12 protein-coding genes are annotated in these 12,800 nt (G+C 66.4%); 4 read left to right on the top strand and 8 right to left on the bottom strand.

All coding sequences use genetic code 11. The features are described from left to right. Window positions 1-77: 77 nt before the first annotated feature. Genes CAFEA_RS09770 through CAFEA_RS09760 form a run of 3 tightly spaced genes read right to left on the bottom strand, consistent with a single transcriptional unit; the run spans window position 78 to window position 4,854 of the window. Window positions 78-2,465, bottom strand: coding sequence for a serine/threonine protein kinase (locus CAFEA_RS09770; protein WP_063938944.1), 2,388 nt, complete (start codon window positions 2,463-2,465; stop codon window positions 78-80). Beyond that, a complete protein-coding gene (locus CAFEA_RS09765; protein WP_063938943.1) occupies window positions 2,462-3,472 on the bottom strand; it encodes a glutamate ABC transporter substrate-binding protein in 1,011 nt (336 codons plus the stop codon). Before CAFEA_RS09765 ends, CAFEA_RS09770 begins: the two co-directional genes overlap by 4 nt. Next, window positions 3,469-4,854: a GlnX family signal transduction membrane protein gene (locus tag CAFEA_RS09760; RefSeq protein WP_063938942.1), complete on the bottom strand. Its 1,386-nt coding sequence runs from the start codon at window positions 4,852-4,854 to the stop codon at window positions 3,469-3,471. The genes CAFEA_RS09765 and CAFEA_RS09760 overlap by 4 nt, the downstream gene beginning before the upstream one ends. 37 nt (window positions 4,855-4,891) lie before the next feature. Between CAFEA_RS09760 and CAFEA_RS09755 the strand changes: the two genes are divergently transcribed. From CAFEA_RS09755 to CAFEA_RS09740, 4 genes are all read left to right on the top strand, one after another. Next, complete coding sequence (locus tag CAFEA_RS09755; protein ID WP_063938941.1) at window positions 4,892-5,371, top strand: NUDIX domain-containing protein; 480 nt, start codon at window positions 4,892-4,894, stop codon at window positions 5,369-5,371. Beyond that, a complete protein-coding gene (locus CAFEA_RS09750) occupies window positions 5,364-6,305 on the top strand; it encodes an ABC transporter ATP-binding protein (protein WP_063938940.1) in 942 nt (313 codons plus the stop codon). The genes CAFEA_RS09755 and CAFEA_RS09750 overlap by 8 nt, the downstream gene beginning before the upstream one ends. Further along, window positions 6,298-7,029, top strand: a complete 732-nt coding sequence (locus CAFEA_RS09745; RefSeq protein WP_063938939.1) for an ABC transporter permease — start codon at window positions 6,298-6,300, stop codon at window positions 7,027-7,029. The genes CAFEA_RS09750 and CAFEA_RS09745 overlap by 8 nt, the downstream gene beginning before the upstream one ends. A gap of 106 nt (window positions 7,030-7,135) precedes the next feature. Beyond that, a complete protein-coding gene (locus tag CAFEA_RS09740) occupies window positions 7,136-8,164 on the top strand; it encodes an endonuclease domain-containing protein (protein ID WP_143313227.1) in 1,029 nt (342 codons plus the stop codon). Between the two features lie 95 nt (window positions 8,165-8,259). Here CAFEA_RS09740 and CAFEA_RS09735 read toward each other — a convergent pair whose 3' ends face one another. Genes CAFEA_RS09735 through CAFEA_RS09715 form a run of 5 tightly spaced genes read right to left on the bottom strand, consistent with a single transcriptional unit; the run spans window position 8,260 to window position 12,786 of the window. Then, window positions 8,260-9,720, bottom strand: a complete 1,461-nt coding sequence (locus CAFEA_RS09735; RefSeq protein ID WP_063938937.1) for a phospholipase D-like domain-containing protein — start codon at window positions 9,718-9,720, stop codon at window positions 8,260-8,262. Further along, on the bottom strand, window positions 9,717-10,508 hold the full coding sequence (locus CAFEA_RS09730) for an exodeoxyribonuclease III (protein WP_063938936.1): 792 nt from the start codon (window positions 10,506-10,508) through the stop codon (window positions 9,717-9,719). Before CAFEA_RS09730 ends, CAFEA_RS09735 begins: the two co-directional genes overlap by 4 nt. A 5-nt stretch (window positions 10,509-10,513) precedes the next feature. Continuing rightward, a complete protein-coding gene (locus CAFEA_RS09725; RefSeq protein ID WP_063938935.1) occupies window positions 10,514-11,110 on the bottom strand; it encodes a GNAT family N-acetyltransferase, cg3035/Rv0428c family in 597 nt (198 codons plus the stop codon). A gap of 2 nt (window positions 11,111-11,112) precedes the next feature. Continuing rightward, a complete protein-coding gene (locus CAFEA_RS09720) occupies window positions 11,113-12,189 on the bottom strand; it encodes a hypothetical protein (protein ID WP_063938934.1) in 1,077 nt (358 codons plus the stop codon). Between the two features lie 18 nt (window positions 12,190-12,207). Continuing rightward, entirely contained in the window at window positions 12,208-12,786 is a 579-nt protein-coding gene (locus CAFEA_RS09715) for a peptide deformylase (RefSeq protein ID WP_063938933.1), read from the bottom strand. Window positions 12,787-12,800: the final 14 nt, after the last annotated feature.

Raw genomic sequence — 12,800 nt, 5'->3', positions numbered from 1 at the left:
ATCAACCGCCAAAAGGGGATTTGTTCACCGACAGCACCCGGCCGGGGTGAACAAATTTGGGAACGGCGCCCAACCCCCTAGAACCAGGTGGCGGGGCGGACCTTGTTGGCTAGGTCCACCAGCGCGTACCGGTGCTTCGGGTACGGCGCTACCCGGGCTTGGTCCCGCAGCGTTTGGGCGAGGCCGCGGCGCAGCCCCCGGATGGTGAACGGGTACTCGAAGAGCGCCACGTTGGTCGCCGCCTCGTGGGAACGCAGGTACGTTAGGCCGGCCTCGATGACGGCGACTTTGATCTGCAAAAACCGCGGTTCGGTGGAGGGGATCTGCTCCAGCCGGCGGGCGGCGAGCCGGATGTGGTCCTCAGTGGCATCCTCCGCAACCAGGCACAAAATCGCGGTCAGCCGCGCCATGCGGTAGTGGCGCGACGCGTTAGGAACCTTGTCCAGAGCTTGAATAGCCAGGCCCACTTCGCGCTCGCACATAAGCATCCGGGCTAGGCCGAATGCGGAGGAGACGGTGGTGGGGTTGGTCATCCACACCAGCGCGTAGAGGCGGGTGGCGTGGAAGCGCAGCCCCTCGGGGGAGGTCACGGTCAGCGACCAGGTGCCGTCTGTGACACCGTCGGCGGCCATGTGCTCGAACACGTCGTCCGGCACGTCGCAGAGGTGCTGGCTAAGGCCGGCAGCGGCGGGCGCGAGCCCGCTATGAAGCAGCTCGCTCGATTGATACCCGCCTTCCTGCAGGATGAGCTCGCTGACTGCGGCGAGGGCGAGTTTTGGTGCGGCCTCGCCGGGCAGCTGATTGAGCACCTCGGAGAACGAGGTCTTCGCGGAGTTGAAGTCGCCCAACAGTGTCTCCACAACGCCCGCGTACCAAAAGTAGCGCCAGTTGTCGCCGAAGCGGTCCGAAAGTGAGCGCAGCCAGGTGCGCGCTTGGGTGGTCAGGCCAAGATCGAGCATGGTGCGCACGACTCCGAAGGAGATTTCCACGGAGTGCTCGTACTGCGGGGTGGTCATGGCTTGGCGCAGAGTCTCCAGCGTTTCGCGTGGCTCGGCGTAGGAGGAGCCCTGCAGCATGGCGGCGCCGACGTCGTCGCGGTTGACCAGCGGCGACGGCAGCGCGGCGACGACTTCCTGCGGGGTGATGTCCACGCTGCGGGCGATCCCGTCGATCAGCTGGTCGGTGCGGAAAACCAGGTGTTTTGTGCCGAACGTCGTACGTTGCGGGGAGAACAGGGAGTGCTGCGCAGGGTAGGTGCGCCCGTCGCGCACGGCGACGAGTTCTCGCAGCACACCGAGCATCTGCGCCTCCAGCTCGGTCAGGCTGGTGAAGCGTTGCGCCGGGTCCTCGTTGCAGCAGCGGGCGAGCAGGCGGTACAGGGAGGTGTATTGGCGAAACAGCGGTTCGTCGATGGGGGAGGGCAGGCCCGGGTCGTACACCCCGTCGGTCTGCGGCAGGTCCACCACCAGCGAGGCCAGCGTGCGGCCCACGGTGTACACGTCGGAGGATACGGAAGGCCCTTCGGTTGCCACCTCCGGCGCCTGGAACCCCTTCGTGCCGTAAATGAACCCGTAGGCGCCGATGCCGGAGACCGCGCCCATGTCGATGAGCTTGACGTGGTCTTCGGTGACGATGATGTTGTCCGGCTTCAGGTCGTTGTACACCACGCCGCGCGAGTGCAGGTAGTCCAGCGCCGGCAGCACTTCGAGCATGTACGCAATCGCGATGTCGGGTTGGAGCACTTTGCTTGTCGACGCATTCCGCCACGCCCGCAGACTCGGCCCGCCCACGTACTCCATGACGGTGAACCCGCCGGGCACGCGCGGGTCGTCGATGAAGTTGAAGATCTGCACAATGCCGGGGTGGGTCATCTCTGCCAGGAACTCGCGCTCGGCCGCGGCGGCCGCCGCCTCGTCCGGGTTGTCCGTGGAGTGCAGGCCTTTGAGCACCACCACGCGCCCGGCCACGTGGTGGTCCTGTGCCAGGTAGATCCAGCCCATGCCGCCGTGGGCGATCACGCCCATGATTTCGTACTGGCTGGCCACCACGTCGCCCGGCTGTAGGGCCGGCGGGGCGATGCCCTTTTTCACCACGGCCGGCTCCGGGTCGATCAGCGCCTCTTTCGGTTCGGTGGGCTCCACCCAGGGCAGCTCAACCATGCCGTCGGCGACGACGCGGGTGGCGCGGCGGGTGCCGCGGCGCTCGCGGAACGTGTCGAGGGCGAGCCTGAGCGAGCGCTTGGAGGTGTCCTCGCGGTTGCTGCCCCTGCGCAGCTCGTCCAAGTCTTTGAGCAGGCCGGCCATTTCGCCCATGGCGGAGTAGTCAGTCTCGTCGTCGGCGAAGGGGTCAAACGCTACTGCCTCGGTGCCCGGCTCGGCGCCATCGTCCTCGTCCGCGAAGGGGTCGAAGGCCACCGCCTCGGTGTGCTGCTCTAGCGGGTCCTGTTCATTGCGTTCAGTGCTCACTGCCCCTCCTTGCGGTACATCAGCGGCGGCGGGGAGGACTCCGCGATGGAGCCCCCGAGCCAGGTGGAGTAGAGCTGCGACCACGTGCCGTCGTTACGCATCCGCTCCAGCGTCGAGTTGACCTGCCTCACCAGGTCCGCCTGGCCCTTTGGGATCCCCACGCCGTAGTACTGCGAGGCCAGAGTGCCCGGCAGGATCTTCGCGTACGGGTCCTGCGCGGACAAGCCTGCCAGGATGGAATCGTCCGCCACAATCGCGTCCGCCTGGAACTGCTGCGTAGCCATCAGGCAGTCGGACCAGGAGCGGGTGCGCAAAATCTCCGAATGCGGCGTGAACGTGCGCGCGATCTGGGCCAGGTTCGTGCCGTCGACGATGCACACCGTTTTGCCGCCCAGCTGGTTGATGTCGTCCACTCCCCGGTCCCGCGGCACCAAAACCCGCACACGAGAGGTCAGGTACGGGGTGGAAAAGTCGATAGACTTCGCGCGCTCCGGGGTAATGGACATGGTGCGGATGACAATGTCCACCTCGCCGTTGTTCAGCGCGTCGGCGCGCGCCGCCGAATCCACAAACCGCAGGTCCAGGCGGTTGATGCCGGTGCTTTCCTCGTCGAAGATGTCCTCGGCGATCGCGCGGGCGAGGTCCACCTCCAGCCCGCGCAGCTCGCCGCTGGCGGTGTCGCGGAACGCCAGCAGGTACAGGGACTGGTCGATGCCCACCACCAGCCGGCCGCGGCGCTTGATGCGGTCGACGTTCGGGGTGGCTTCCTCGGCCCCGCGCGGATTGAGCGAGCCCTCCCATTCCAATTTCGATGACACGTAGGGCTCCTCCGGCACCCCCTGCGCCCCCTCGAGTGTCGCGCCGGGCGGCAGCGGCAGCAGCTCGCGGGTGGTGGAGGTTTCCTGCTCCGGGGCGATGGTGGCGCGCACCGGCGATGGCTCATCGGAGCAGCCCGCCAGCGCCAGCACCGTTACAGCCGCCGCGCACGCGGCCCACGTCGTTCTCACAGGTACTCACCCAGCCTTCTGCGAATGCCCAGCCACGTGCAGACCACAGCCAGCATGGACAAAAACGCCACCACCGCGGAGACCTGCCGCGTCGCGTCCAACGAGGCGTCGATGTAGGCCTGCGTGCCTTCCCGGGAGGAGGCGATGAGTTTGGACAGCGTCGCGTCCAGCTCCCTGAACGGCGCCTCGCCCGCCCCGCCGCCGGAAACTAACAGGTCCGCCGCCTGTTCGTAGCTACCGGAGTTTAAAGCGCCGACCAGCTCGTTGTGCTCGTAGGCCCATGTGCGCAGGGCGTCGCGTGCGTCGTCGATAAGCTGCTGCTCCCCGCCGTACGCCTCGGCCGTTGCGAGCGCCGCGCTTACCGACGCATACGTTCCGTCAAACGCCCGCGACGAGTGCACCACCGACTGGCGGCGCAGCAGCGCGAATGTCTCGTCCGTGCGCGTCTGCAGCGCGTCGAAGCGGGCGACGGTGAGCTCCTCCCAGGGCTTCGCCGCCCGCTCATACTCCACCGAACCGTTGCGCCAGGACTGGTAATTCGACACCGTGGCCCAGCTCAGCGCCACCACCACCGCGAGGGTGCCGGCGAGAAAACCCTTGTTCAGACGGCGGCGGAACACCCGCCACAGCCACCACTGTGTGAGCACGAGGAATCCGAGTGCCGCGACCAGGCCGGACAGCGGCACCCACTGCGGCTCGGACAAGCGCCGCATCTCCTTAGCCACGTCCTCGCGGGTCAGCGCATTGATCTCGGAGGCGGCCACCAGCATGCGGGTGCGCATAATGCTGGACGCCTCGGACATGTAGGCCACGCCCACCGGGTTACCCATTCGCTGGTTCACCCGGGCGCGCTCGTTTAGGCCCGCATAGACGGGAAGGTCCCGCTGGATTTCGCTGACCAGCTCCTCGATGCGCTCGCTAGTGGCGGTGTCGGCCTCCACCGCGCCCTTGTAAATCTCGCTGGCGGAGCTGACCGCAGTGTCCAGCGCAGCGGAGTAGGCCTGCACGTCCTCGTGCGACAGCGGCCCGGGCTGGACAAACCCGCCCGCCGCGATGGTGTCGGCGCGCAGCAGGGAAGTAGATAGCAAGTGGGCGGCCGCGCTCATCGGCTCTGTGGCCTCGCGCACCGTGTCCAGCGACTGGTTGCGGCTGGACATGGACTGGCTCATGGATAGCCCCGCCGCTAGCAGCAAGGCGGTCAGCAGAACCATCACCACGATGATCTTGCCCGGGGTGGTCTGCGCGAACGCGCGGCCGCGCCGCCCCATTCTTAAGGGGCCGGCGAGCGGGCCGTGGAGGACGCCGTGCAGCCGCGGGTGCGCCGGGCGCGCTTCAAGCTCGTCGAGCCACGCGTCGTCGCTCGGCCTGCTTTGCGTCACCATTCCGCAATGATAACTGTTCCCACCTACAGTGGGGGCCATGCTTGGCGACGGAAACGGCTGGGTCACCACACCCGACGGCACAAAACTCTGGGGGCGCTTCGGCGCCGCCGGCCTTTTTCTCATCGCCGGTCAGGGAGCGGACGCGAAAGTGCTGCTGCAGCACCGCGCCAGCTGGACCGCCCAGGGCGGAACCTGGGGCATCCCCGGCGGCGCCCGCGACAGCCACGAAACCCCAGCACAGGCGGCGGTGCGCGAGACCATGGAGGAGTGCGCCATCGACCCGGAGCGCATCAACGTAGTCGAGGAAGTAGTCACCACGGACCTGCCGGAGTGGAGCTACACCACCGTCATCGCGCTGTGCGAGGCGCCGCTGGCCGTGACCGCCAACGAGGAATCGGAGGAACTGCGTTGGATTGGGCTGCATGAGGTTTCGGGGTTTGAGCTGCACCCGGGCTTCGCGGCGTCGCTAAGCAATGTGCTCGCCAAAGCCATGGTGCATACTGAACCGCATGATTGAAGTGCAATGCCTGACCAAACGGTACGGCGCCGTCCAAGCGGTTGACGACCTCACGTTCACCGTCAAACCCGGCGTCGTCACCGGCTTCCTCGGCCCCAACGGCGCAGGTAAATCCACCACCATGCGCATGATCCTGGGCCTGGACCGCCCCACATCCGGCACCGCGCTCATCGACGGCGTGCCCTACCGCCAGCTTCCCAACCCCGCGCGCAAAGTGGGCGCGCTTCTCGACGCCAAAGGTGTCCACCCCAACCGCTCCGCCCGCGCCAGCCTGCTCTGGCAAGCGCAAGCCGCCGGGCTGCCGCGCACCCGCGTAGACGAAGTGCTCGAGCTGGTGGGCCTAAGCGACGTCGCCGGCAAACACGTCGGCGGGTTCTCCCTCGGCATGGGCCAGCGCCTCGGCATCGCGGCGGCGCTGCTCGGCGACCCGGAGTACCTGATCCTGGACGAGCCCGTCAACGGCCTCGATCCTGCCGGCATCCGCTGGGTGCGCGGGCTGTTGCAGTCCCTGGCGGCCGAGGGGCGCACCGTGCTCGTGTCCTCCCACCTGCTCGCCGAGATGGCGCAGACCGCCGAAGACCTAATCATCATCGGCCGCGGCCGCCTGGTTGCCAACACGTCCATGGCCGAGTTCATCCGCTCAAACTCCGGCGTGACCACCATCGTGCGCACCCCCACCGACAACGCCGCGGCCGCCTTGGCCGCCGCGCTGCAGCACGCCGACACGGCCATGCCCTTCACGCGGGCAGTGGACGCCGACGGCCGCGCCGTGTTCGAGATCCCGGACCGCAGCTCCGACGACGTCGGCCGCGTCGCCTTCGCCGCCGGGGTGCCGCTATCCGAGCTCGCCGAGCGCCGCGCCTCCCTCGAAGAGGCATACATGCAATCCACCGAGGGCCACGCCCAGTACGTCTCCGGAGGTACCAATGCTTAACCTGTTTCCCGCCGAGTGGACCAAACTGCGCTCCACCGCCTCCTTCTGGTGGACCTCCGCGCTGATCATCGTCTTCGGCGCCTTCTACGGAGCCCTGTTCGGCACCGCATCCAAACTCGGCGGCATGCCGTACGCGCCCTTGACCGTCGCAGCCACCATGGCGCTGACCACCGCGATCATCGTGATCGTGCAGGCATCCATGACCGTGACCACCGAGTACCGCTTCGGCATCCCGCCGACAAACTTCAGGGTTGCTCCGAAGCGGTGGCAGGTGGCCGTCGCAAAGCTTGTGCTCGGTGCTGCGCTGGCTGCTTTGCTGACCTTCTTCGGGCTTGTCGTCGCCTTCGCAATCGGCGATCTCACCGCGCCCGTGCCCGCGAACTGGGTGAGCAACACCGCCTCCCGACGCGCCCTGTGGGCCATCCCCCTCGGCATGGCCCTGATCACCCTGTTCCAGCAGGGGGTCGGCTGGATCGCACGCAACACCTCCGGCGCCGTGGTCACCGGCATGGGCATGATGCTGCTGGTGGAATCCATCGTCGGCTTCATCCCGCGCTACGGCGCCGACGTGGCCAAGTTCCTGCCGTTTGGCAACCTCATGGCGTTCATGACCAACAGCCCCACCCAGAACTGGACACTGCCCGTGTCGCTGCTGATCTTCGCCGTGTGGGCTGTGGTGGCGTGGATCGTCGGCGTGGTGCTGCTGGAGACCCGCGACGCGTAGCTGCGCATGGTGAAAGGCCGATGGTGAATGTCCGCTGATTCGGGGCGGATTCACCATCGGCCTTTCACCATCTGTGCGGGGCGCGTGATCCTCGGTTACCATCACCGTGGGATACGACGAACGGGGGTTCGAAATGGATGGGGCTCGCAAGAATGAGCTGCTGGAGATGCTTGTCGACGTCCGCAGGGTTACCGCCCACGACATCACCACGCATTCCCGCATCAGAAACGGAAAGCTGCACCAACTGACCAAATCGCTCTACGTCGACGCAGCAAAGTGGAAGACCTTAGAGCCCTACGAGCAGGAGTTTCTCCGGGGCTGCGCCGCATCCAGGCAAAGCACCAAGGCCGTCCTTGTCGGCTTTTCCGCGGCGCGGGTCTGTGGAGTGTGGGTGCACTACGACACCAAACCAGGCGTGCAAGTCGCGCTCCCGAGCGGAAAACCGCCATCGGCGAAGGCCCAGAGCCCGGGCATCGAGTACAAACGCATGGCCGTACCAGAGGAAGACGTGGTCCAACGGGCAGGGATCAGGTTCACCAACGCGGTCCGCACCGCCATCGACATCGCCCGCAGCGCCGGAGAGCGATCCGGCATCATCGCGTTTGAAAGCCTTTTAGCGCGGTGCTCAGACTCCGAGGCCGACCTCATCCGTGAGGAATGCGCCGCAATGATGCAGCGCATGAGGGGAACGAAGGGGATCGGGAAGGCGCGACACGCGCTGGCAAAAGCAACCAACCGTTCAGAGTCAACGTACGAAACGCTGTTGCGCCTCATTTTGGAAGAGCACGGCATCACGTGTCACGCCCAGGTGCTCATCGGCCCATACCGGGTGGATCTCATTATCGGAGACTTGATCATTGAAGTCGACGGCTGGGGGAAGATGAAGGAGGGGCCGGAGGAAGCGTATGCGAAACAGATCGCCCGCGAGAATTGGTTGAAGGAGCAGGGCTTCAAGATCCTGCGCGTGACCCCCAGAGAGATCAACCGAAACGAGGTGGCTGTGGTGCGCCGCGTCCTGGATGCGCTCGAGGAGGATTCGCGCACCCTACGGGAGGTCCCGCGCCTTTACCAGCCGAAGGGGCCGAGCCGGCAGGAGTTCTTCCCAGGGGTGTTGGCTAAGAGGCTGGGTATCTAACCGTAAATGGTGAATCTCAAGTGGTGAATTGTCGGCGAATAGGGCCGAATTCACCACTTGAGATTCACCATCTGCGGGGATAAAGCGCGAACCCCCTACTGCAGCGCGGACGTCAGCTTCAACACGTTGTCCACGTACCGCCGGTACCAGGGCCTGCGCGTCCACCGCTCCAGCGTCAGCTCGCGCGAGACGGCCTGGTAGTTCGCGCTCAGCTGCTCCAGCGCCGTAATCAGCTCGCCGGAGGCGACGAGCAGGGAGGATTCGTAGTTCAGCGAGAACGAGCGGATGTCCATGTTGGAGGACCCGAGCACGCCGACTGCGCCCTCGCGCCCCGGATCCGCCAGCACGAACTTGCTGTGCAGCACGTACGGCGCGGGGAATTCCCAGATGCGCACTCCGGCTTTCAGCAGCGCCTCGTAGTAGGCGGATTGGGCGTGGTGCACCATGAACTGGTCGGCTTTTTCGCCGACGAACAGGTCGACGCGCACCCCGCGGTAGCACGCGGAGGTGATGGCCTCCAGCAGCGATCCCTCGGGCACGAAGTACGGCGAGCACAGTGTGAGCTGCTCTTTCGCGTTGTGGACGATCGAGTTGAACATGCGCAGGTTCGGCTCGGTGAGGTAGCCGGGCCCGGAGGGGACGAGCTGGAGCACATCGCCATCGCTTATCGACGTTTCCCCCGACGCCCCCACCACATCCAACCGTTCGCCGGATTCGGTGTACCAGTCCACGGCGAACATGGACTCGATGGACTCCACGATCGGCCCCTCCAGCTCCGCAAACGTGTCCACCCACTGGCGGCCCGCCCTGACGTGCCCGGGCATGAGGTAGCCGCGGTCGATGAGGTTGAACGAGCCGACGAACGCCACCTTCGAGTCGATGACCACGACCTTGCGGTGGTTGCGCAGGTCGGGGCGGCGCCAGCGCCCGCGCAGGGGAGCCAGGGGCAGCATCATGTGCCAGTCCACGCCGATGTCGGTCAGACGCTTCTTCAAAGTCCGGAACCCGGGGTATTTGGCGGAGCCGATGTGGTCGAAAAGCAGGCGCACGTGCACGCCGCGTGCGACGGCGCGCTGCAGCGCCCGGAACACCACGTCCGTCGTGTCGTCCCAGGCGACGGCGTAGATTTCGATGGAGATGGAGGCGGATGCTTCGTCGATAAGCTTGGCAATGCGAAGCATGGTCTTGCGGTAATCCGCCCACAGCGCGCGCACCTCGCCGCGGACGGCGGGGTAGCCGGTGAGCTGGCGGTTGAGGCGGACCAGCGAGGCGGTTTCGGGCGGCAGGTGCGCGATGGTGCCGTCGGGGCCAGCCCACGCCCCGTCCAGCGCGCGGCGCGCCTCAACCTGGATGCGGTGGCGGCGCCGGGAGACGAACGTGGAGCCGAACAGCAGGTACAGCGGCAGGCCCACCACCGGCAGGAGCAGGATGAGCAGCAGCCACGCGTTGGCCGAGGACGGCTTGCGTCCGCCGGGCACCACGCCGATCATCACGAACTTGATGGCGTAGTCCACGGCCATCGCCGCGAACTGCCACCAGGAAAAATCCAGGCTCATCGCACCTCGTCGTAGGCCAGGCCGCGGGTGTCGTAGTCCACGATCACGGGCGCGTGGTCGGAGGCACCCTTGCCCTTGCGCTCCTCCACGTCCACGAACGCGCGCTGGACCCGCTCGAACATGGGCTTGGTGGCCAGCTGGAAGTCGATGAGCATGCCCTCGTTCTTCTGAAACCGCATGGCCTTGTAGTCCCAGAACGAGTACTGGTTTTCGTGCGTGACCTTGTGCAATCCGGCCTCGAGCAGCATCTGGAACGCGGCGCGCTCGGGCTCCGTCACGTGCGTTTTGCCCTCGAACCATGACACGTCCCACACGTCCTCGTCGCGGGGCGCGACGTTGAAGTCGCCCATGTACACCTGCAGCTCCCCGGGCTGGACCTGATCGGCCAGGGACCAGAGGAACTGCAGTTTGTAGTCGTAGTGCGGGTCGCCGATTTCGCGGCCGTTGGGCACGTAAAGGCTCCACACGTCCACCCCGCCGCACACCGCCCCCACGGCGCGCGCCTCCACAGACGGGTCGCCTTTTTTGGCAAACGCGGGTTGGCGCTCGAAGCTGTCGCGGACGTTGTCCAGCCCCACGCGCGAGGCGATGGCCACGCCGTTCCATTGGCTGACCCCCACGTGCGCGACCTCGTAGCCTGCGGCTTCGAAGGTGGCGTAGGGGAATTTGTTGTCCGCGGTTTTGGTTTCCTGCATCGCCAGCACGTCCACGTCCTCGCGTTCGAGGAAGGCGGCGATCCGCTCGGCGCGCGTGCGCACCGAGTTAACGTTCCATGTGGCGATTCGCATGCGGCCTAGCCTAGCGCCAGCCGCCTACGGTGGTGTTCCAGCGCCCCTTCGGGCACATTGCCTATCGACGTCACACCAAAGGCCTCTCCCGCAACCCACACAACCTGCTCGTCCCGGAGCTCCCACGCGTGGTCGAGCACTTTCAGCGCCGGTTTGCCGATACGTTCGGGGATGGTCAGCCGCACCGGCAGGCCACGCTGGTCGTAGAAGGACCGGATGGCGTCGATAGGCAACGGCCCGAAGCCCGCCGAAGGGCCGAGCGGGACTGCGGAGTTGGCCTCCTCGGTGTCGCCGGTGCGCATGAGCCAGCCGCCGGCCCACGCCCAGTCGCACACGTTGAGTCGGTCTGCGAGGCGTTTTTCCAGCTCTCGGATTTCGGAATTGCGCACCGTGCGCGGCGAGAGTTTCTTGATGATGTGCAGGTCCGTGACCTCAATCGCCTCCTTTGAGGAGGGAAAGCCGCCGACCTCCTGCGGGCGGATCACCAGCGGGTCGAGGCTGAGCACGTGCCCGATGATGTCGCTGGCGTGCTCGCCGCGGCGCTGGCGCACCACGACGCGGTCGCCCACCGCCACCTCGTCGGAGCGGAAAATCCGGGACACGGCTATTTGCGGGCCCCGCGCGGGCGGATCGCGCCGGTGAGCACCAGGGCCGCGCCGATCATCAGCGACAGCATGCCGATGGCGATCAGGGCGCGCATCGGGGTGCCGGTGTCGGCGAGGTCGCCGTCGCGCTCGTCGTCATCCTCGGTTGTGGTGGTCGACGACGTCTTGGAGGAGGACGAGGTCGTCGACGAGGAGGAGGTCGTCGAGCTAGACGTTGCCGACGTGGTGCGGTTTTCCAGCACTGAGCGGGTGGAGCTGCTCGAAGTCGACGAGGTGGACGTCGTGGCCGTGGTGGTCGCAGAGGCGTCGGTGGTGGTAGACGTTGCGGATTCCGTGGTGGTGGACGTAGTTTCCGACGTAGTTTCCGACGTCGTTTCCGTGGTGGTGTTCTCGGTCGTGGTGGTGTCGCTGTCCTGGAGGCGCTCCACGCGGTGGGTCACCTCGGGGTCGAACGTGGCGGAGGTGGTGCTCGACGGGGTGGTGGTCGTGCTGCTTGGGGTGGTCGGCTCCTCGACCACCGTCGGCTCCTCGACCACCGTCGGCTCCTCGACCACCGTCGGCTTGGTCACCGGTGTCGCCGAAGTCACCACCGTCGGCTCAGGGCGATCCGCGTCGCTGCCGGGGATGCCGTACACGATCGGGGCGTCGCCGGCCTCAGAGCGCTCGAACGCGTCAAACGCGGTGGTGCCCAGGATCTCGTCGAGGCCCTCGATGGGGGAGGGTACGACCACTGGTGCGTCGTCAGGCAGAAGCTCCGCGCGCAGCTCACGTACGCCGGCGCGCTCGCGCTTGAGCGTCTTCGCGGCCTCGTCGAAGGTGGCCTCTTCTTCCTCGGTCAGGCCGTCTTCCGCGGCTTCCTCGCGCAGCTCTGACAGTTCGTCTGCGGCTGCGATGAGCTCCTTGCGCCAGGCGATGAGCACGTCTCGGACCTCGTCGTCCGTCTCCGCGCTGTTGATGGCGGTGGTGGAGGATTCGTGGGTGGCGGAGACGCTGTCAAGCAACTGCTCAACTGGCTCCGCGGGCGTCGCGGGGGTGAGGGTGAGCGACGCGGCGGCGATGGTGGCGGGGATACGCATGGCGGATATCTTAGCGCGTTAATCGTCGTGGCCGAACGGATCTTCGTCCGTGCCCGGAAGCCAGGTGTGGCCGGCTTCTTTCCAGCCGTTGTCGCGGATCACGCGCTTGGCTTCCTTTTTATAGCGGCCGGTGAGCACGTCGGTGTACAAGAAGCCGTCCAAATGGCCGGTCTCGTGTTGCAGACAGCGGGCGAAAAAGCCGGTGCCCTCGACCTCGATCTTGTTGCCGTTTTCGTCCAGACCGGTCACCTTCGCCCAGTCCGCGCGGCCGGTGGGCCAGCCGTAGCCCGGCACGGACAGGCAGCCCTCGTCGTCTTCGCCGGTGTCCGCGGGCATGGTCTTGGGGATTTCGGAGGTCTCAAGCACCGGGTTGATTACGGTGCCGCGGCGCATCTGGTCGCCGTCCGGGCAGTGGTAGACGAAGATGCGCAGCGGCACGCCGATCTGGTTGGCGGCCAGGCCCACGCCGTGGGCGGCGTCCATGGTTTCGTGCATGTCGGCGATGAGCTCTTGCAGCTCCTTAACGGGCTGCGTGACTTCCTTGGTCGGTTCGTGCAGCACCGGGTCGCCGTGGATAACGATGGGTCGGATGGTCATGCCAATATATTAGG

The organism is Corynebacterium afermentans subsp. afermentans, from assembly GCF_030408355.1.
Classification (GTDB): domain Bacteria; phylum Actinomycetota; class Actinomycetes; order Mycobacteriales; family Mycobacteriaceae; genus Corynebacterium; species Corynebacterium afermentans.
Note: the sequence above shows the minus strand (reverse complement) of the source record. Positions and strands in the feature narration are given on the sequence as shown.